We start from the raw sequence: 20,033 nt of genomic DNA on the forward strand, positions 1-20,033 counted from the left end.
CCTATTTGGCACCGACGAGCTGTTCCTTGGCGTGGATCAGCTGGGTCAGCAACGCGCAGTACGGCGTGGCGATGCCGTAGCGCTGGCCCTTTTGCCAGACCGCACCATTGATGAAGTCGATTTCGGTCAGCCGGTGGTTCACAATCAGGTCCTGGTACATGGACGGGTAATGCGCGGCGATGGCGGCCGTGAAGGTCTGCGCAATGTGCGTGTAGACCTCGGCCTCGTCCAGTGCGATGCCTTCATGCGCCGCGACCTTGGCGAACTCGCCGATGATGGTCTTCAGCAGCGTCTCGGCCTCTGCGGTGGCGCCGAGCTCGCCGATGTTGCAGTCCAAAAGGCTGCACAGGCTGTTCAACGTGCCGTTAACGCAGGCCTTGCGCCAGATAGCGTACTTGACGTTTTGGCTGTAGCTCGGGTTCAGTCCGGCCGCTTGGAAGGCCGCCACGACGTCTTGGGTGAAGGCCTCGCCGGCCGGTGCGAAGTTTTGCAGCTCGACTTCGCCTTCCCCGAGCAGGGTGACGTGGCCCGGGCCGGTCATGCCGGCGGTCCACATTGTGATGCCCAGAATTAGGTGGTCGGCGGTGACGAAGTCCTGCAAAATGTCCTCGTGACCGATGCCGTTGAGCAGGCACAGGACGTAGGTGTCGGGGCCGATGATCGGTCGCACTGCCTCGAACATCTTGCGAAGCTGGTTGGACTTGGTGAACGCGATGATCAGCTCCGCGGTTTGGCCGAGCTGGTCGATTCCCGCCGGGGAATAAATCGGCAGGTGAGCGACGGTCGGCTGGCCGTTGAAATCGGCCTGCAGCCCGTCCTTGCGAATGGCGTCGATGTTGGCCTGCCAGCCGTCGACCAAGGTGACGTCATTGCCTGCTTGGTGAAGCATCAGCGCGAAGCGGCTACCCATACCACCGGCGCCTAAAATTGTGATCTTCATGTCGTTGCCTCCTAGTTGTGAATAATTGCACATTACGGCTTTAGTATAACGGCCACGCAGGGACACCACAAGAAGACAGGCATGAGAATCGGATGATAAAACGCTTCAACTTATTTACCGGGATGACAAATCGAAATATTTTATTATTTTTATCGAAGGATGAATGGCGGCCGCTCGCCACCGTGGCGGAAGTGCGACGGCGGTTGGCCGGTGACCTGGACGAAGCGTCGCGCCAGGTAGTTGCCGCTGGGGTAGCCAACCTGCCGCGCGATCGCGTCGATGGACTGGTCGGTGCTGGCCAAAAGCGCCAAGGCGTGGGTCAGGCGGATGCGGGTCAGCGCCGCGTCCGGGGTTTCGTGTGCGACTGTTCGCATGCACCGCGCGATGTAGCTCGGCGCGTAGTTCAGCGCGGCCGCCAGCGTCTGGTACGTGATGGCTTGATCAAAGTGGGCCTCGAGGTAGCGCGTGGTCGCCGCGGCCACCCGCTGCGCCGCGGTTTGCGTCGGGGCCACCGCCCGGCTCAGCTCGAGCAGCAGGTCGTGAAAGGTGACCTGGGCGGCCAGTTGCGCCGCGGCGTCGGTGCGAATGGCTAGGTCGATCAACCGCGTCAAAAGCGGGGCGGTCAGGCCCAGTGCCACGGACTGTTGCTGCGGCAGCGTCAGACCGGGCAGCACCGGGTTCAAGGGCGTGGTGGCCGCGGCGGTCACCGGGCCGAATTGCCATCCCGCCGCCGCGCGGCAATGCAGCCAGTAAAAGGCGGTGGTGGTCGTGACCGGCCGCCCGGCATGGCGCCCGACCGGCGGCAGCAACAGCGAGTGGCCGGCCGGCACCGCAACCGCGGTGTCTTCGACGCGCATCAAGAGCTCGCCTTGGCTGACCACCAGCAGATCGAACACGCCGAGGTCACGGCGCGTGGGATGGGCGTGACCGGGGGCGTAGGTGTCGCGCCCGGCAAACAAGAAGATTGGCAAGGTGGGACCGATAAAAGTGATAGCAGGCATGATAATCTCCAGATGGGTCAGATTAGGCAGATTCAGGGCAACATCGGCTAGCGCTTGTGAAACCGCTAACGGCTATGCTGGAACCAGCTTAACACAGCACATCATGCGAAAGAAGGCACAATCACAATGACACAAACAGGGTTCAATGCGGCGATGACCAAGCTACCGCTGGGCGCGATTCGCCCCCGCGGCTGGCTGCTGGATCAGCTCAAAATCCAAGCGGCGGGGCTGACCGGCCAGCTTTACGACCACTGGCCGGACGTCGGGCCGCAAAGCGGTTGGCTCGGTGGTCCGGGTGAAAGCTGGGAACGCGGCCCCTACTACCTGGACGGGCTGCTGCCGCTGGCCTACCTGCTGGACGATGCGGTTTTGATCAAGCGAGCCGAGCGCTTCGTGGACTGGACGCTGGCCAGCCAGCGGCCAAACGGCGACTTCGGGCCGCCGACCAACGACGACTGGTGGCCGCGAATGGTGATGCTCAAGGTGCTGATCCAACACGCAGAGGCCACCGCCGATCCGCGAGTGGTGCCGTTTTTGCAGGCCTATTTTGCCTACCAGCTCAAGGCGTTGCCAACGCGGCCGCTGGAAGGCTGGGGTCAGGCCCGAGGTGGCGAGAATGTGTTGTGCGTCATTTGGCTATACCAACGCACCCAAGATTCCGCGCTACTGGATCTGATTCACCTGCTGCAGGCGCAGACGCTGGACTGGGCGGAGACGTTCACGCATTTTCCGTTCACCCGCTACGTGACGGACTGGGACCACCGCAGCCACGTGGTCAACGTCGCCATGGCGCTGAAGTACCTGGGCCAAGACGCGGTGTTGGGTGACGCGGCCGTCTTTCGTGAGGCGCTGCACCAGGCCATGACCGTGCTCGATCAGTTTCACGGTCAGCTCAACGGCATGTTCACCGGTGACGAGTGGCTGGCCGGCACCGACCCGAGTCAGGGCACCGAGCTTTGCGCCGTGGTCGAGCTGATGTTTTCGCTTGAGAACCTGCTGATGAGCCTGGGTGACGCCGAGTTCGGCGACCGCCTGGAGCTTGTCGCCTACAACGCGCTGCCGGCGGCAATTGCGCCGGACTGGGGCTCGCACCAGTACGATCAGCAGGTCAACCAGGTGATGTGCTCCTACGCCAAGCGCAACTGGACGCAAAACGGGCCGGACGCGAACCTGTTTGGCCTGGAACCCCATTTTGGCTGCTGCACCGCCAACATGCACCAGGGCTGGCCGAAGTTCGTGCAGCACCTGTGGCTGATGTCACAAACCCGCGGCCTGACCGCGATTTCCTACGCGCCGTGCCGCGTGACCACGCCACACCTGAGCGTGACGGTGCAAGGCGATTACCCGTTCAAAAACCGCGTGACGCTGGCCGTGCAAGGCGATGGCACCAGCCAAAAACTCAGCCTGCGCATCCCGGCTTGGGCCAACGCGGTGACGGGGACTCTGGATGGGTCGCCACTACCGCTTGCCGTTCAAGATGGCTACGTGACGCTTGAACGCGCGTGGGGGGAGGCGACGCTGACGCTTGCGTTCGCTACCACCGTGCGGTTCGTTCACCGACCGCAAAACGCCGTCGGGGTGCGGTACGGGGCGTTGCTGTTCGCGCTGCCGATTCAGGCCGCCTGGGTGCCGCACGGCGAACACGACACGCTCAAAGACTGGGAGCTGTGGCCGCAAAGCCGCTGGCAGTACGGCATTGTGCCGCAAAACGCGACGGTCCAGGCGGCCGCGGTGGCGACGCAGCCCTTTGATGCCGCCCAGCCGCCGGTCACCGTGACGGTCGGCGGCCGGGCCATCTTGGACTGGGGCCTGCTCAACGATTCGGCCGCCCAGCCGCCGCTGTCGCCGGTGACCACCGGCGAGCCGCTGGAGGCGCTGACCCTGATTCCGTATGGGGCGGCCAAGCTGCGCATTGCCGAGCTGCCGACCGTGCAGGGCTAAATGCAAACAGGCGCTGACCGCCACCAAGAGCGTTTTGGTGGCGGTTAGCGCCTGTTTGCGTTGGGCGTGGTCACGGCGGTTGGCGGCCTCCGGCTGAGCTCGGCCGGAACCAGGCGCGATCGAGCCGAGCCAATCCCGGTCCAACCGCGACCCACCGGGCTTTCATAAGAGCCTGCACAAGGCGGCGCGACCCGCTATACTGAAGGGGATAGCTAATGAAACCGATTGCGGAGGCACTTTTTATGAAGACACTGTACTTGATCAATCATTCGCACACTGATATCGGCTACACCGCCCGTCAGGAAGACATCGCGGCGTACCACGTCGACTACATTCGCCAGGTGCTGGCGATCATCGCCGACCTCGAGGCCAAGGGTCGCGCCGACGAATTCGTCTGGACTTGTGAAAACTTCTGGCAGGTGCAAAACTTCTGGCACGAGGCGACGCCGGCGGAGCAAACCGCGTTTTTGGCCGGCGTCGAGGCCGGACACATCGACATGTCGCTGAACTACCTCAACATGACCGAGCTGGTCGACGCGACCGCGCTGGATCACAGCCTGGCCCGGGGGCGGCGGTTCGCCAAACAACTGCGGCGGAAGCTGGATTCGGCCATGACGGCGGATGTGAACGGCTTCGCATGGGCCTACGCAGATAAACTGCTGAACAATGGCATCGAGAACCTGTTCACCTGCATCCACGGCCACCACGGCCTGTACCCGCTGTTCAAGAACCAGACGGCCTTTTGGTGGGAGACCCAAGACGGGCGGCGGCTTCTGGTGTGGAACGGTGAGCATTACCAGATCGGCAACGAGCTGGGCATGATGCCCGACGCGCCAGGCAGCTACTCGATCAAGGACCAGTTCGCCGCCGCCCCGGACAGCGAGTGGCGTGAAGTGGCACACACGCGCATCAACAAGTACTTTGATGCACTTGCCCAGGAAGGCTACCCGTACGACTTTGCCCCGGTGATGATTTCGGGGATGTCGACGGACAACGCCGGCCCCAACGAGGCGGTGGTCGACCGCATCGCCGAGTGGAACGCGCAATACGGCTCGGAGATTCAGGTCAAAATGATTGGCGTCACCGGATTCTTTGCGATGCTGCGTGAGCAGACGGCGGTTGCCGACCTGCCGGCCTACCGCGGCGATTGGAACGACTGGTGGGCCGACGGGGTCGGCTCGACCCCCGGCGCCACCAAGATTTACCGCGCCGCCCAGCGCCAGTACCAGCTGGCCGAGCGGCTGGCCCCGGCCGCTGACGCGACGGCCGCGGCTGAGACTCAGGCCGCCGCTACCGAAGCCGAGGCGGCCCCAACCCAGGCGACCGCCACCGGCGCTTCCGCAACGCAGACTCCGGCCACCGGCGCGACGGCCTTGCCCGACCCGGCCGCCCTGGCAACGGCTGAAAGCCAGCTGATGCTTTTTGCCGAACACACCTGGGGTTACCACTCCTCCGTGTCCGAGCCTTGGGCGACGATGGTCAACGAGCTCGAGTACCGCAAGGCCAATTACGCCGTGACCGCCGGCATGACGGTCAACACCTACCTGAACAAGCTGACCGCCGCCCGATTCGGCCGCGTCTGGCCGCGGGTTGCGCGAAGCAAGACCTACAAGGTGGTCAACCCGCACGACCGCGACGTCACGGCGCCGGTCACGTTGGCCCTGGCCTACTGGGAGACGCTGGGCGGCAAGCGCCTGAGTGCCGCGGATGTGCCGTACATTGAGGCTTACGACCTCGCCACCGGGACGGTTTACCCCCGGCAGGTGACGCCGGCCGCCTCCGATTACGAGGTCGAGGTCGTGGTGAGCCTGGCGCCGCACGAGGAAAAGCGGCTCGGGCTGCGGTTGGGTGATGTGAATCACGAAACAGCCGACTACCATTACGTCAACTTCGTGCAAGGCGCCGAAGGGGTGCAAGACATCGCCTACCCCGGCAAGCCCAACGAGCTGACGATTGCGACCGATGATTTTCTCTGCCTGCTCGATGAGACCCGCGGCATCAAGACGCTGATCGACAAGGCGACCGGCAAGAACCTGCTGCGGGAGGCGGAGGCGCCGCTGTTTGCCGGGATTTACGAGGTCACCCCGGTCAAAACCGACCCGTGCCAGGAACGCCGCCGCATGGGCCGCAACCGCAAGGGCAAAGGGGTGCAGCGCGATTTTGCCCGGCTGACGGACATTCGCAACGTCGCAGACGGCGCCGTGTTCAAGACCATCGCGCTGGATTACGCGCTGGCCGGCACCCAGCTGTACAGCGTCCAGCTCAAGTTTTACAAGCACCTGCCGAAGATTGAGGCGACGGTTCGCGTTCAGAAAACCAACGAGTGGGCACCGGAGAATCTGTACGTCTCGCTGCCGTTGGCGGCGCAAGGCGACCTGTACGCCGAAAAAGGCGACCGCCTGTTCCGCCCGGCGATCGACCAGTTGCCCGGCACCAACACCGACTTTTTCCTGCTCAATTCCGGACTGCTGTACCGGCAGCCAAGCGGCCACATGCTGGGCCTGTGCCTGAAGGATACGCCGCTGGTCACGCTCGGCGACCTCGATCCGCACCTGATTCAGTTGGCCGGGCCGCAGACGGCAAAGAAAAACCAGGCGCCGCTATACGCCTGGGTGATGAACAACTTCTGGGAAACGAATTTCAAGGTCGACCTGTCCGGCTTCTACGAGTTCGGCTTCGACCTGTTCACGCAGTCACGCACCGAGTCGCTGGCGGATGCCCACGCGGCACTGGTGGCCGAAAACCTCGGCGTGGTGACCTTAATCACGAACGAAGACTAGCCGGGTTCGCCGCTAAGTGTGGCCTCGCCGCTGCGATCGGGTCGAACCGTCGTGCCTGGGTGCCAGCCGCCCTCGCTCACCGCGTCACGGCGGTGGCCGCAACCGGTCGCACCGGCGCCGCGCGGCCTCAGTGCGTGAAGTCCAGCACGAAGCGGTAGCGGTCGGCGGCGTAGTAGCAGTCGCTGTACTCGCGGTAGTCGGCGTCGGTTGCGGCCACTAGGCGTTCGCGGCGTAAAAGCGGCGTGGCCTTTTGCCCGGCAAAGGCGTCGGTGCCGCCGGGAACGGCGGTGATCACTTCGCGCTGCACCACCGGTTCGATGCCGTGCCGGGCGAGAAAATCATAAAAAGACTTCTTGGTCTGAATGAAACGGCTGATATCGGCGGTGGCCAGTGCCGGCGCCACGAAGTAGGTCTTAAACACGGCAACGAGCCCCTCGTTGTCAAACACGCGCCGCGACAAAAGGGTGACTGGGGCCCCCAGCGGCAGTGCGAGCATCTCGGCACAGCGCAGGTCGGCCAGGACGCGCGTCAGGTCGGCCCGTTGCTGCTTGTGGTTCTCGAACACCTCGTCGATGGCCAGCTGCTGCGGTCGAATCAGCGTCTGGTTCGGCGCCGGTTGGGTCCGGGCGTTGGCCACCCGCGGTGCGTGGCCCGGCACCTTGGTCAAAAGCTGTTCCTGAAGCAGCGCGGCGATCGCCTTGCGAATCGTGATGCGACTGACCGCATACCGCGCCGCCAGCGCCTCCTCCGTTGGCAGGGCAGAACGCTCCGGCCAGGTGCCGCTTGCGATTTGGCGGCGAAAATCGGCGGCGACCTGCTGATACAGCGGCATATTGGCATTGAGCTCAGGCATCGCATTTCCCCCTGTGATTTTGTTACTTTCATCATAACGATTTGCGATTTCAAACACAAAGGAGAGTTTACCATGACGTTCACAATCGACGTTTTGCATTACTCACACACCGATGTCGGCTACACGGACACGCAGGAGAAAATGCGGGCCCACCACATCGGCTTCATCAAGGAGGTCCTGGACTTGGTCGCCCAGGAGCCACGCTTCAAGTGGAACTGCGAGACCTACTGGCCGGTCGAGCAGTTTTTGAAGGAGGCGACGCCACAGGAGCAGGCGGCCTTCGTCAAGGCGGTGCAGGCCGGCAACATTGGCCTGTCCGGCAGCTACCTGAACCTGACGGAGCTGGTGTCGGCGCAGGTGTTTGATGAGGTGATGGCCAAGACCCGCCGCCAGCGTAACGCGTTGCACATTCCGGCCAAAAGCGCGTTGACCTCGGACATCAATGGCTACTCCTGGGGTCTGGTGGAAGGCCTGACCAAGGCCGGTATCACCAACCTGATGTCGTGCCTGCACACCCACCACGGCTACCACCCGCTGCGCAAGCAGGCACCGTTTTGGTGGGAAGGCGCCAGCGGCCAGCGCATTCTGGCGTGGAACGGCGAGCATTATAACCTGGGCAATGAGCTGGGTATTTCCGAGGCGGCGACCTTCGAGTACACCCTCCAAGACGGCCTGAACGACACCAAGCTGTCGCTGTTCGACCGCTCGTGCGAACGCATTCAAAATTACGTGCAGACGCTCACGGATCAGGGTTACGCCTACGATTTTGTCCCGATCAGCCTCAGCGGGTTGATGACCGATAATTCGCCGGCGACGCTGAAGATTCTGCACTTCATCGACCGCTACAACGCACTCGGCGGCGACATTCAGTTGCGCATGGTCACACTTGATGAGTTCTTTGACCAGGTGCGAGCAAGCGCCGTGCCGATTCCCACCTACCGCGGCGATTGGACCGACTGGTGGGCCGATGGCATCGGCTCCACGCCGGCCGACGTGATCCAGTACCGCCATGCGGCCCGGGATTACGCGGTGGCCGAAAAGCTCGATCCCAAGCACGAGCTGGCGCCGCAGGACTGGTACGATACGGCCCGAGACAACCTGATGTTTTACGCCGAACACACCTGGGGTTACTCCAGCTCAATCACCGAGCCCTTCCACCCGCAGGTTAACAACCTCGACCAGTGGAAGCGGCTGTATGCGCTGAAGGCCGCCGAGGCGGCGACCAAAATTCGCGAACGCATTCAGCAGCAGCACGGCGAAACGCCGCTGTCCTTGAGCAAGGAAATCACGTTTCGGGCCGTGAACCCGCACGATTTTCCGATTCGGACCATGCTCAAGCAGGACCTGGAGGTGTGGTTCGGCCACGAACATTTCGAGGTGATCGACCAGGCGACCGGCCAGCCCGTGCCGTTCCAGATCAGCCACTACTCGCGCGGCTACGAGCTGTGCATCTGGTTGGACCTGGCGGCTCGTGAAGAGAAGCACTTCGCATTACGCGAGGTGCCGGCACCGCGGCCGTTTTCGGCCGGGATGCGCCAGCCCATCGGCCTGGACGGCGTCGACGATCTGGCCTGGCGTCGGGAGGCTGAGCTGGCCGCCGGCGGCACCGCCACGATTGATGGTTTGGAGAACGATTTTTACAAAATCAGTTGGCAACCCGGCGCCGGCATCACGCACTGGCTGGACAAAAAAACCGGTGCGGATCGCCTGAAGCCCGGCGAGCTGGGGGCGTTCACGCCGGTCTACGAGGTGACGCCGCTTGAGCTGGGCGACAACTACCAGTCGGTGCGGCGCAACCTCGGCCGCAACCGCAAGGCCTTTCGCACCCAGCGAGCGGTCGGGCAGCTGAGCGACGTGAAGGTGCTGGAGAACGGGCCACTTTACACGCGGGTGCAGCTGAGTTACCAGCTGGCCGCGGGGATGCAGGACTGCGCCGTGATTCTGACCGCCTACAAGCTGAGCCCTAAGGTCGACGTCGACGTGCGGTTCCACAAGCTCAGCGAATGGCGGCCGGAGAACGTCTACCTGGCGCTGCCGTTCACGTCCTCACAAGTCGCGCTGGACAAAACCGACGCGATCGTGCGGCCGCGCATCGACCAGCTGCCGGGAACCTGCATCGATTTTTACGCGACGCAAAACGGCGTGGTCTTTGAAGGCCAAGACGACTGGGTGGTGGCGAGCCAAGACGCCCCGCTGGTGACGATGGGCGACTTGGCCGCTCACCCGATTCGGCTGATGGGCGAAGGGGCCAGCAACACGGATCCCGTCTACTCGTGGCTGATGAACAACTTCTGGGAGACCAACTTCAAGGCCGATCTCGGTGGCTTCTACCAGTTCCATTACAGTGTGCAGCCCTTCGCAAAATCCACGCTTGCGCAGGCCTTCACGCAGGCAGCGGCGCTGAACCAGGACGTGTGGACCTTCTATCGCTTCGAGAAAGGGGCAGGGCATGACTTACGATAAATTCCCGGCGCAGCAAGTGCCGGGCTTCACGGCGGTGGCCGGTTGGCCGGCCGTCCTGGCACGGCTGCAGGCGCTGATCGCCGCCGCAGCCACGGGTGCGACCGCCGCCGGTTCGACCGCGGCGGATGGCGACCAGGTGGATGGCGACCAGGTGGATGGCGACCAGGCGGCTGGCGTCACCGCCGCCGCGGCCAGCGCCAGCGGTCACGTGGTCGTGGCCGTGGAGTGCTACCCCGGCGTTCGCCAGACCGAGCTGGCCGCGGCGTTGGCCAGCCTCGACGTCGAGCTGGTGGCGAGTGAAGAAAGCTGCATCAGCGACGCGGCCTATCAGCAGCTGATTGCGCCGTTTCTCACAGATGACCGCGTGTTTGGCATCATGAACACGCTGACGCTGCAGGACGTATACGATCCGGCCAAAACCGCGGCGATGCGGCAGGCCATCCAGACCAGCACCGCCCCCGTCACCGTGGTTTACGGTGTCGGTGCCAGCCTCGTGTGTGATTACTCGGTGCTGGTTTACTGCGATTTGCCGCGCTGGGAAGCCCAGCTGCGCTATGAGGCCGGCAGCCCGAACTGGAAGTCGGCCAACGGTGCCGGCGACCAGCTGCGCAAGGTCAAGCAGGGGTACTTCGTTGAGTGGCGCATGGCCGACCGGCAAAAGGCCATGCTGCTGTCGCACCTCGATGCCGTAATCGATACCACAATCGCTGACGCACCGCGCCTGGTTGCCGGTGCTGGGTTGCGAGCCGGCCTGCATCAGCTGGCGCAGACCCCGTTTCGGCTCAAGCCGTACTTCGCGCCTGGCGTCTGGGGCGGCCAGTGGATGCGCGAGCAATTTGACCTGCCTGGTGATGTGCCGAACTACGCATGGGCCTTCGACGGGGTGCCGGAGGAGAACAGCCTACTTTTGACCTTCGGCGACGTCACGCTGGAGCTGCCGGCGATGGACCTGGTTTTGAGCCAGGCCGAGCGGCTGCTGGGGACGCGGGTTTACAGCCGTTTTGGCGCCGAGTTCCCGATTCGCTTTGATTTTCTCGACACCATGGGCGGCCAGAACCTGTCGCTGCAGGTTCACCCGACCACGCAGTACATCAGGGACCACTACGGCATGCCCTACACGCAGGACGAAAGCTACTACATCATGGCCGCCAAGCCCGGCGCCGAAGTTTACTTGGGTGTGAAAAATACCACAGACCCGGCCGCCATGATCAACGCCTTGCAAGCCGCCGACGCCGGGGCCGCGCCCTTTGACGCCGACCGCTACGTCGCCAAGTGGCCGGTGCAGCCGCACGACCACTTCCTGATTCCCGCCGGCACGGTTCACTGCTCCGGCAAAGACACCGTGGTGCTTGAAATCAGCGCCACACCGTACCTGTTCACCTTCAAGCTCTGGGACTGGGGCCGCCTGGGCCTGGACGGTCGGCCGCGGCCGGTTCACATCGAAGACGGCGAGCAGGTGATCGCCTGGAACCGGCGTGAGGCCTACGTCAATGCGAACCTGATCAATCAGGTTCGGGTTGAGCAAGACACGCCGAATGTGAAAAAGGAAACCACCGGCCTGGCAACCCAGGAGTTCATCCAAACCACGCGCTACTGGCTCAAGACCCGTGCCGGGGCGGTGGTGGCGGCCAACGGCAGCGTCCACATGGCCAACGTCGTCGAAGGCACCGGGGCCATCGTGTCGTCGCCAAGCGACGCCTTTGCGCCGTACCAGGTGCATTACGGCGAGACCTTCATCGTTCCGGCCGCCGCCGGCGATTTTCGCCTGACGCCGCTGGACGAGACCTGCGCGGTGCTGGTCGCCACGGTGCGGCCGTGAGCGGGTGCGGCGACGCTGCGGTCGCTTGCGTGGGCCCGGGCGGCCCAGCCGCGGCCGCCTGGGTTTGTCAAAAGCACCACGACGCGAGCGCTGCTGCTTGAGAAGGAGGAAACATGCCAGATCAATTACTGCTGGATGTCGGCGGCACCGAGATCAAGGCCACCCGGGTGACGGCCGCCGGTCAGCCGGTGGGGCCGGCCAGGCACTACCCGGCCAAGGCCACCGAGGCGGCGGCGACCATTGTGGCCAATTTTGTCGACATCATCACCGCGGCCGCGGCGGGAGACGCGCTGGCCGGCGTCGGCTTCGCCTTTCCCGGGCCCTTCGATTACGCAGGCGGCGTCAGCCTGATGCGGGGCCTTGGTAAGTACGACGCGCTGTACGGCATGCCGCTGACGCCGGCGATTCAACACGCCGCGGCCCGAACCCTGCCGTGGCTCACCCACGCGCGGTTCGCCTACATTCACGACATCGCCGCGTTTGGGCTGGGGGAAACGCGCGGCGGTGTGGCGCGAGACTGCGACCGCTTCATGTGCCTGGCCATCGGTACCGGCGCCGGCTCGGCTTTTGTGGCCGATCGGCGGCTGGTGACCACCGGCGTTGGGGTGCCGCCGCACGGCTGGCTGTACGACACCCCATTTCGTACCGGCATCATCGATGATTACGTGTCGGCGCGAGGGCTGACGCGGCTGGCCAAGTGCCACACCGGCGTGGCCTACAGCGGGGCCCAGCTCGCGGCGCTGGCGGCGGCCGGCGACACAGCGGCCCAGGCGACTTTTGACGCGTTCGGTCAGGTGGTGGCCCAGGCCGTGGCGCCGTTTGTGAAGAATTTTTCACCACAAGCACTGGTCCTCGGCGGTCAGATTGCCAAGAGCTTCACCTACTTCGGCCAGCCACTGACGACTGCGCTGGCGGCGCATCGCGTCGCTTGCCTGGTCGAGCCGGACTTCGAGGCGGTGGTCAACGCCGGCATCTGGGCTAGACTTAACCAAAACTGAAGCCACCGCCTCACCCCCAGCTGGTAAACTGGCAGGGAGGAGGTGAGCAAGGATGAAACGTTACCTAGGACCGCTGATCCTGGCGCTGGCGGGTATCGCGCTGCCGCTGATCGGGGCGCAGTTCTCCTACGTGGCCAAAAACGGGATGGTGCATGAGCCGTTCTTCTTCACCGTGCCGCTGGGTGAGGCGATGCTTGCGGCCGCGGTGGTTTGGGCGGTGGTGACGGCGTGGCGCCGACGCCGCAGTAAGTAAACAATGCCTAGTGATTCACCACTCAAAAACGGGCGAACGCCGCGGTCAACCGACCACGCGCGTTCGCCCGTTTTATCGTCTATTACTTGCTCAGCGTCATGTGCAGCGCCTGCTGGCCGGTCAGCGCGGCCGTTCGCGCGTCCGGCTGGCCGAAGCCGACGGACACGTCGTAGTCGGTGCCAGGCTGCACGGCGTTGCCTTGGGCATCGACCACGCACAGCGCGGCCGACGCCACGGTCAGCATCACCCGCTGCGTCTGCATCGGCGCCACGGTGACGCGCTGGAAAGCGGCGAGGCGGGGATGCGGGGTCGCGTCCGGATGGTTGGCCCGGATGTAGACCTGCACCACTTCGATCACCGGATACGGCTCCGGATTGTGAACCTGGACCGTCACGGCCGCCTCGCGGTTTGCGGTCAGCCAACGCACGGCGGCGTCTGCCAGCGTCATGCGCCCGTAAGTGAGGCCGTAGCCGAACGGGAACAGCGCGGGTTGGGGCATGTAGCGGTAAGTTCGCTGGGTCATGGCGTAGTCCGTGAAGTCGGGCAGCTCGGCCGTGCTTTGGTAAAACGTGATCGGCAGCTTACCGGTAGGGCTTTGGCGGCCCAACAGCACGTCGGCGACGGCTTGGCCGCCCAAGGCCCCCGGGTACCAGACGTCGAGAATGGCGGTCAGGCTGGGGTGCGTCTCCAGGCCGCCGAGCGTGACGGCCGAGCCGGCCGTCAGGATCAGCACCACCGGCTTGCCGACCGCAAGCAGTTGCTCGAGCAACTGCTGCTGCCGCCCGGGCAGCGCCAGGTCACGCCGGTCGCCGGCCGCCTCGGCGTTGCCGGCGTCGCCTTGCTCACCTTCGATGGTTGCGTCCATGCCCAGGCACGCAATCGTGAGGTCGCTGTGTTCCGCCGCGCTGATGGCCTCGGCCAGGCGGTCGTCCGGCTCGGCCAAAGGCTCGGTGCGGTCCAAAAACAGGTGGCACCCTTCGGCGTAGTTGAGCCGGATGTCTGCCGGCAGGGCCTGGCGCAGCCCGGCCAAAATGGTGGTGCGGTTGGACGCGGTCCCGTTGTAGTTGCCCTCAAGGACCCGGGTGCTGTCCGCGGTTGGCCCGACGACGGCCACGCTGGTTAAGGTTGCCGGCGAAAGCGGCAGCTGCCCCGCGTTTTTCAGCAGCACGAAGCTCTTGGCCGCGGCCTCTTGCGCCAAGGCGTGGTGAGCGGGGGTGTCGTTGGCCGTGTAGTCAATCTTGGCGTAGGGGTCGTCCGAAGCAAACAGGCCCAGCCGCATCCGCGTGGTCAAAACCCGCACCGCGGCCTGAGTAATCGTGGCCTGTTCGACTAGTCCGTCGGCCAGCGCCTGGGAGAGCGCCGGCGCCAGGTGGCCGGCGCAGAGATCGCACCCCGCCTGTAGCGCCTGGGCGATGCTTTGGGCGTCGCTTGACGTGTAGTGATGCGTCGCACAAACATCCTCTTCGGCACCGAAGTCGGAGACGACGTGGCCGTCAAAGCCCCATTTTTGGCGCAGGGTCTCGGTCAAAAGCGTGGCGTTGACCGGCGCCGGCACCCCGTCGACTGCGTTGTAGGCCGCCATCACGCTTTCGACGTGGCCGGCCTGCACCGCTGCCTTGAAGGCCGGCAGGTAGGTTTCGGTCAGGTCCTTGGGCGTCGGTCGCGCGTCGAACTCGTGGCGCAGCGCCTCGGGGCCGCTGTGAACGGCGAAGTGCTTGGCACAGGCGGCGACGCGCAGGTACGGGCCGTTACCCTGCAGGCCGTGGATGTAAGCGACCGCGTTGGTGGCCGTCAGGTAGGGGTCCTCGCCGTAAGTCTCGTGGCCGCGGCCCCAGCGTGGGTCGCGGAAAATGTTGACGTTGGGCGACCATACCGTCAGCCCCTTGTAAATCCCGAAGTCGCCGTGAGCCACGGCGTCGTTGTGCTTGGCGCGAACCTCCGTGCCGACGGCGGTGCCGATTTTTTCCAGCGTCGCAGGGTCGAACATCGCCGAAAGTCCAATCGCCTGGGGGAAAACGGTCGCGGTGCCGGCTCGAGCGACGCCGTGCAGCGCCTCGCTCCAGTAATTGAAGGCCGGCAGGTGCAGCCGCGGAATCGCCGGGGCGTCGTATTCGAGCTGCGCAATCATTTCGGCCGGGGTCATCTGGGCCACCAGCGCCTGCGCCTTTTGCCGTGCTTGAGCATCTGAAATCATGAGTGCCTCCTTAGGCAAGCTTTCATTAGAGCAAAAGCCAAGTAGATTGGCAGAACTAGGGTCTACTGTTTGACGCGTCAGTGTCGACACGGATGACCTACGACCGCGGGGCTCCGGTCGTGTCGCCAACAACCAGGTCGACATCGACTAATTGGCGGTAGCGCTTGTCATGATTGGCCATCGCCTCTTTAAGTGTTGTAACGGCAGCCTGGCTAAGTGCCTTCTCGCGTTGATGAATGTGCGTGAAGCGTGGCGTTTGCTCCAAGTAGTAGTCCGGTGAGTCAAAGCATGCGATGGAGAAGTCGTCAGGCACACGGTAGCCAAGGTCCGTGAGGCACATGTACAAGAAGGTAGCCGGATAATACTCGGCGATGAAAAATGCCGTCACGTTAGGATTGGTTGCGATGAATGCACGTAGTTTCGGCCGGAACTGGCGCTTTTTTTCGGCGATGTCGGTCGGATCTTTAAAGTCAAAGGCTGGCAGGGTCAGGGTGCCACCGAGATAATTGGTGTTGGTGTCATCCGTGTAGTTGGACAGGTACAACTGGGCGGTCAGCACACGGTCCCGCAGCGACGAGTCGTTGCCAACTTCGCCCTGCGCCACGGCAATTGTTCGGTGCCCAATATTGATTAGGTGGTCTAAGAGTAGCCGCGTTGCCGCCTTGTTGTCGGTTGAAACGAAGTTGGCGTTGGCGTCTTGGACGTACCGGTCCAACAACACCACCGGAAAGTCGCTGAGAATCATCTTCAAAATCTCGGAACTGATGAATTTCCCGGGGACGGGCCAGATAATCAGGCCGTCGACCGGGTACTCTTTGCATTCACGGATAATCTGCGCTTCACGGTACTGATCGTCTCTTGTACCCATGTAAAAAAGGCGCAGGTCATTGTCCTGAGCGATTTGTGATGTCTCAAAAAGTAGGTGGGTCCCAAAGCAAGGGGTGATTTCGGGAAGCACGACGCCAATCACGCTGTGGTGGGTAATTGGCGCGGTGCCGTCGGAATCCTCACCGGCGGTTTTGACGAAGGTACCGCGACCGGCGAAACGCTCGATCAGGCCCTCGCCTTCCAGCGCGTCCAGGCTCTTGCGGGCGGTGACGCGGGAAACCGAGAAGCGGTCGACCAGCTCTTTTTCCGTCGGCAGCTGGTCGCCGGGACGGTAGGTGCCGTCTCTAATCTGGGACTTGAGCTGGTCGGCGATGGTGACGTAAATCGGGTCTTTCTTTGGCATTGGCTATCCCTCACGTAGGAATTTGAATTGGTTGGTGCGGTACGATGGCGCGGCCGCGAACGGCACGGCACAGGAAGGCTCACTGGTCTACCCAGCACTTGGGTGGCCTTTCAGGGAGCTCGCATACATTATAACAAATAATACAAACGGTTCAATGGTATTTTGTGAAAGTTGCAGATGAAAACAGGCACCATTTTGGCACAACTGCTCGAAACGCCAGTGTAACAGGGATTGTAACCTGCAACCGAGCTTGGAACATGTCACGAGCCTGGAACGGAACGAGGGGTATGAGGTGACTTCGTAAAATTATTTTACCAACCTAACCGGCACCGGTACGCGTCTGGAGACGGCTAATTGGCGCCGCTGCCAGGCCCGAAGCAAAAGATTGTTACTCGAACGGTATGGTTGGGCGACACAAACAAACGACGTGTTGAAATGTTACAAATATACAGACAATGTAGACGACCTTTAAATATTGTGGTATCTTACGAGCGAAGGTGTTTGAGAGCGCTTCACATCCGAACGCACGGCGTTTGGTATAGACTGTTCGGCGCGATGCCGCGCTCAATCCTTTGGGACCTAATGCCATTATTTTGAAGGGAGCGAAACTTCTTGGACAACTTGGCGATGCGACGTCACAGATCCTATTCGATTAACCCATTTGTTCAAAGCATTTTCACCGCCGACCCGTCGGCGCATGTGTGGAACGATGGCCGGCTGTACGTCTACCCGTCCCGCGATATCGATCCGGCGCAGGGCTGCGACTTCATGGATAAGTACCACGCGTTTTCGACCACGGACATGGTCAACTGGCGCGACGAGGGTGAGCTGTTCGACTCATCCAAGTCGCCTTGGGGCCGGCCCAGCGGCGGCTTCATGTGGGCGCCGGACTGCGCCTACCGAAACGGCTACTACTACTTCTTCTACCCGCACCCAAGCGAAGAGGCCTGGAACGACTCGTGGAAAATCGGCGTGGCCCGTAGCACGAGCCCGACGCAAGGGTTCGAAGACCTTGGCTACATCGAAGGGGTCGGCGGCTTTGCGATGATCGACCCGGCCGTGTTCGTCGATGACGATAACACCCCGTACTTCTACTACGGCGGCGGCGGCCACTGCATGGCGGCGGTGTTGAACGACGACATGCACTCGCTCAAGACCCCGCTGGTGCCGATGGAAGGGCTCGGCGACTTCCACGAGGCGTCATGGACGTTCAAGCGCAACGGCATCTACTACCTGACCTACTCGGACAACCACTCGGGCAACAACCACCTGTGCTACGCGATGAGTGACAAGCCGCTGGGGCCGTGGCAGGCGATGGGGCCGTACCTGGCACCGACCAACTGCGAGACCAGCCACGGCTCGGTGGTCGAGTACAAGGGCCAGTGGTACGCGTTTTACCACTCCGATGACCTGTCGCAGGAAGGCGTTCTGCGCTCCATCTGCGTCGATCCGGTTGAGTTCAACGAAGACGGCACGATGCGCCTGGTGGTGCAAAGCCGCAACGGCCGGCTGCCGCTGGCGGATGCCGCGCCGACGCCGCTCGGCCAGCTGCAGGCTTACGGGCTCAACGAAGCCAAGCTGACCGGTGTGGCGACCCGCCCGTTTGCTGGCAACTATGAAGACCTGGCCACCGAGCCGATCGAACGCGCCGAACAGGTTGTGACCTTTGACGCCGTGGATGGGTTTGCCACCGGCCGCGTCAACCTCGGCTTCCACTACGCGACGCCGGCCAAGCTGGCCAAGCTGCAGCTGTTTGTGAACGGCAAGTTCGAGACGCTTTTGAACCTGCCGTTCTCCGGGGCCCTCGATAACTTCGACGGCTTCTCGAACTACACGATCACGATTCGCCCAGGGAAGGTGAACCAGATCAGCATCAAGGGGTATGAAGGCACGTTTGCTTTAGAGGCTTTATCGGTAGAAGACTACGGTGAATAAAGGGGAAAACATAATGATCAAAAGTAAGAAGCTTTGGTTCATTTCCGCGGCGATCCTTTCGAGCTTGATCTTAGTGGGTTGCGGTGGCAGCAAGTCCAAGGAAAGCAGCGGCAAGGACGCGGCTTACCACATCGTGCGGCGCGGGTTCCAGGACGTGCGGCCGGATGCCAACAAGCTGTGGATGTGGAAGGAGCGTTACAAGCAGTCCGGGGTGAAGGTTGATTTTGAAGAAATCACCGACGCTTCGCTGGCCGACAAGAAGAACGTGCTTTTGGCCTCCAAGGACCAGCCGGACGCCTACTACGGCATGAACTTCTCCAACACGGAGCTGGCCAAGTACGGTGGCCAGGGCCTGTTCATCCCGCTGGAAAAGCTGATCAAAAAAGACGCGCCGAACCTGCAGAAGCTGTTCGACAAGTACCCGGACATCAAGGCGGCGCTGACGCAGCCCGATGGCCACATCTACGCGATGCCTTACCTGAACCTGGAAGACAACACGAAGAAGATTTACTTCAATAAAAAGTGGATGGACAAGCTGGGCCTGAAAGCGCCGACTAACCTGAAGGAATTCAAGACGGTTCTGAAGGATTTTGTTACCAAGGACCCGAACGGCAATGGCAAAAAAGACGAGCAGGGCTGGTACAACGACACGACCAACAGCTTCTCCAACACGCTGGATCGCCAGATCATGGGCGCTTACGGCCTGACCAACGCCGGCGACTTCTCCACCTCCGCGCTGTTTTACCTGAGCAACAACGGCAAGAAGGTCAAGATGACCGTCACCGACCCGAAGTACAAGGAAGTGCTGAAGTACGAGCGTGACCTGTACAAGGAAGGCCTGATCAACCAGCAGACCTTCGGCAACGTAACGAAGGAAAAGTGGCTGGCCGACGGCACCGATGGCATCGTTGGCGCCTACACCGAGTCCGGCCCGGCGCAATTCGGTGCCAAGTCCACCGATTACGTCGGCATTACCGGGCTGAAGGGCCCTGCCGGCGACAAGTCCACTGCGGTTTACTACCCGATGGTGGCCGGCCCATCGGCCTTCATGGTCACCAGTGTCTGCAAGAACCCGGCCAAGTTGGTCAAGTGGATGGACTACATGTACGGTGAAAAGGGCATTATCCTCGGTGCCTTCGGTAAGAAGGGCGTCACCTACAACGTTGAAAACGGCAAGATTGTTTACGACAAGAAGATTCTGGATTACAAGGACGGCATTCAGCTGGGTGCCTTCCAGTGGGTCGACAACGTCTACGGCGGCGGTTACCCATACGTTGAACCAACGTTCCAGCAAGTGGCTAACGCACGTAAGATGACGCTGGATCAGTACTGGCAGTGGGCGAGCCCGGAAACGCACTCTCACAAGTTCATCGGCAAGCTGGTCGGCGACCTGCCAACGACTCAGGAAGAGGCGGATACCGTGACGCCGATCATGAACGATATTGGCAAGTACGTCACCCAGGCCCGTGTTGATTTTGTCACCGGCAAGACCGACATCGACTCCGGTTGGGATGCCTACGTCAAGCAGATCAAGAAGCTTGGTGCGGACAAGTATATGAAGATTAAGCAGACTCAGTACGATCGCTACATGAAGGCGCGTTAATTTCCATATCGAGCAGGAGGCG

The 20,033-nt window shown here is 62.5% G+C and carries 13 protein-coding genes; 8 read left to right on the top strand and 5 right to left on the bottom strand.

Annotated features, from left to right (window positions below; genetic code table 11):
- Position 1 precedes the first annotated feature (1 nt).
- Together ACYVRZ_RS02800 and ACYVRZ_RS02805 are read right to left on the bottom strand one after the other, a co-directional pair.
- A complete protein-coding gene (locus tag ACYVRZ_RS02800) occupies positions 2 to 940 on the bottom strand; it encodes a 2-dehydropantoate 2-reductase (protein ID WP_461224612.1) in 939 nt (312 codons plus the stop codon).
- Positions 941 to 1,089: 149 nt separating this feature from the next.
- The gene (locus tag ACYVRZ_RS02805; RefSeq protein ID WP_461224614.1) at positions 1,090 to 1,941 is read right to left on the bottom strand and encodes an AraC family transcriptional regulator; all 852 of its coding nucleotides are present in this window, start codon (positions 1,939 to 1,941) and stop codon (positions 1,090 to 1,092) included.
- A 126-nt stretch (positions 1,942 to 2,067) separates the two neighbouring features.
- On the opposite strand from ACYVRZ_RS02805, the gene ACYVRZ_RS02810 reads away from it, so the two are divergent.
- Together ACYVRZ_RS02810 and ACYVRZ_RS02815 are read left to right on the top strand one after the other, a co-directional pair.
- Positions 2,068 to 3,882 (top strand): beta-L-arabinofuranosidase domain-containing protein, encoded by a 1,815-nt coding sequence (locus ACYVRZ_RS02810; RefSeq protein WP_461224616.1) that lies wholly within the window; start codon positions 2,068 to 2,070, stop codon positions 3,880 to 3,882.
- Positions 3,883 to 4,124: 242 nt separating this feature from the next.
- A complete protein-coding gene (locus ACYVRZ_RS02815; protein WP_461224618.1) occupies positions 4,125 to 6,662 on the top strand; it encodes a glycoside hydrolase family 38 N-terminal domain-containing protein in 2,538 nt (845 codons plus the stop codon).
- Positions 6,663 to 6,789: 127 nt separating this feature from the next.
- On the opposite strand, the gene ACYVRZ_RS02820 is transcribed toward ACYVRZ_RS02815, so the two are convergent.
- Positions 6,790 to 7,515 carry a GntR family transcriptional regulator gene (locus tag ACYVRZ_RS02820; protein WP_461224619.1) on the bottom strand — a complete coding sequence of 242 codons (726 nt, stop codon included), beginning with the start codon at positions 7,513 to 7,515 and terminating at the stop codon, positions 6,790 to 6,792.
- 72 nt (positions 7,516 to 7,587) lie between these two features.
- On the opposite strand from ACYVRZ_RS02820, the gene ACYVRZ_RS02825 reads away from it, so the two are divergent.
- The 4 genes from ACYVRZ_RS02825 to ACYVRZ_RS02840 all read left to right on the top strand — a co-directional run bounded on the left by ACYVRZ_RS02825 (position 7,588) and on the right by ACYVRZ_RS02840 (position 13,048).
- Positions 7,588 to 9,978, top strand: a complete 2,391-nt coding sequence (locus ACYVRZ_RS02825) for a glycoside hydrolase family 38 N-terminal domain-containing protein (protein WP_461224621.1) — start codon at positions 7,588 to 7,590, stop codon at positions 9,976 to 9,978.
- On the top strand, positions 9,965 to 11,797 hold the full coding sequence (locus ACYVRZ_RS02830) for a class I mannose-6-phosphate isomerase (RefSeq protein ID WP_461224623.1): 1,833 nt from the start codon (positions 9,965 to 9,967) through the stop codon (positions 11,795 to 11,797). Before ACYVRZ_RS02825 ends, ACYVRZ_RS02830 begins: the two co-directional genes overlap by 14 nt.
- A gap of 113 nt (positions 11,798 to 11,910) precedes the next feature.
- Positions 11,911 to 12,795: an ROK family protein gene (locus tag ACYVRZ_RS02835; RefSeq protein WP_461224625.1), complete on the top strand. Its 885-nt coding sequence runs from the start codon at positions 11,911 to 11,913 to the stop codon at positions 12,793 to 12,795.
- A gap of 52 nt (positions 12,796 to 12,847) precedes the next feature.
- On the top strand, positions 12,848 to 13,048 hold the full coding sequence (locus ACYVRZ_RS02840) for a DUF3955 domain-containing protein (protein WP_461224627.1): 201 nt from the start codon (positions 12,848 to 12,850) through the stop codon (positions 13,046 to 13,048).
- 82 nt (positions 13,049 to 13,130) lie between these two features.
- Here ACYVRZ_RS02840 and ACYVRZ_RS02845 read toward each other — a convergent pair whose 3' ends face one another.
- On the bottom strand, positions 13,131 to 15,242 hold the full coding sequence (locus ACYVRZ_RS02845; RefSeq protein ID WP_461224629.1) for a glycoside hydrolase family 3 C-terminal domain-containing protein: 2,112 nt from the start codon (positions 15,240 to 15,242) through the stop codon (positions 13,131 to 13,133).
- A gap of 97 nt (positions 15,243 to 15,339) precedes the next feature.
- Positions 15,340 to 16,473 (bottom strand): GntR family transcriptional regulator, encoded by a 1,134-nt coding sequence (locus tag ACYVRZ_RS02850; protein ID WP_461224631.1) that lies wholly within the window; start codon positions 16,471 to 16,473, stop codon positions 15,340 to 15,342.
- A 627-nt stretch (positions 16,474 to 17,100) separates the two neighbouring features.
- Between ACYVRZ_RS02850 and ACYVRZ_RS02855 the strand changes: the two genes are divergently transcribed.
- Together ACYVRZ_RS02855 and ACYVRZ_RS02860 are read left to right on the top strand one after the other, a co-directional pair.
- Complete coding sequence (locus ACYVRZ_RS02855) at positions 17,101 to 18,408, top strand: family 43 glycosylhydrolase (RefSeq protein WP_461224633.1); 1,308 nt, start codon at positions 17,101 to 17,103, stop codon at positions 18,406 to 18,408.
- A gap of 13 nt (positions 18,409 to 18,421) precedes the next feature.
- Positions 18,422 to 20,011, top strand: coding sequence for a type 2 periplasmic-binding domain-containing protein (locus ACYVRZ_RS02860; protein ID WP_461224634.1), 1,590 nt, complete (start codon positions 18,422 to 18,424; stop codon positions 20,009 to 20,011).
- Positions 20,012 to 20,033 lie beyond the last annotated feature (22 nt).

The organism is Lacticaseibacillus suihuaensis (assembly GCF_054785075.1).

Coding starts and splice junctions, on each gene's coding strand:
- ACYVRZ_RS02810 (WP_461224616.1), top strand. CDS start 2,068: ATGACACAAACAGGGTTCAATGCGGCGATGACCAAGCTACCGCTGGGC.
- ACYVRZ_RS02835 (WP_461224625.1), top strand. CDS start 11,911: ATGCCAGATCAATTACTGCTGGATGTCGGCGGCACCGAGATCAAGGCC.
- ACYVRZ_RS02850 (WP_461224631.1), bottom strand. CDS start 16,473: ATGCCAAAGAAAGACCCGATTTACGTCACCATCGCCGACCAGCTCAAG.
- ACYVRZ_RS02855 (WP_461224633.1), top strand. CDS start 17,101: ATGCGACGTCACAGATCCTATTCGATTAACCCATTTGTTCAAAGCATT.
- ACYVRZ_RS02845 (WP_461224629.1), bottom strand. CDS start 15,242: ATGATTTCAGATGCTCAAGCACGGCAAAAGGCGCAGGCGCTGGTGGCC.
- ACYVRZ_RS02815 (WP_461224618.1), top strand. CDS start 4,125: ATGAAGACACTGTACTTGATCAATCATTCGCACACTGATATCGGCTAC.
- ACYVRZ_RS02805 (WP_461224614.1), bottom strand. CDS start 1,941: ATGCCTGCTATCACTTTTATCGGTCCCACCTTGCCAATCTTCTTGTTT.
- ACYVRZ_RS02800 (WP_461224612.1), bottom strand. CDS start 940: ATGAAGATCACAATTTTAGGCGCCGGTGGTATGGGTAGCCGCTTCGCG.
- ACYVRZ_RS02825 (WP_461224621.1), top strand. CDS start 7,588: ATGACGTTCACAATCGACGTTTTGCATTACTCACACACCGATGTCGGC.
- ACYVRZ_RS02830 (WP_461224623.1), top strand. CDS start 9,965: ATGACTTACGATAAATTCCCGGCGCAGCAAGTGCCGGGCTTCACGGCG.
- ACYVRZ_RS02860 (WP_461224634.1), top strand. CDS start 18,422: ATGATCAAAAGTAAGAAGCTTTGGTTCATTTCCGCGGCGATCCTTTCG.
- ACYVRZ_RS02820 (WP_461224619.1), bottom strand. CDS start 7,515: ATGCCTGAGCTCAATGCCAATATGCCGCTGTATCAGCAGGTCGCCGCC.
- ACYVRZ_RS02840 (WP_461224627.1), top strand. CDS start 12,848: ATGAAACGTTACCTAGGACCGCTGATCCTGGCGCTGGCGGGTATCGCG.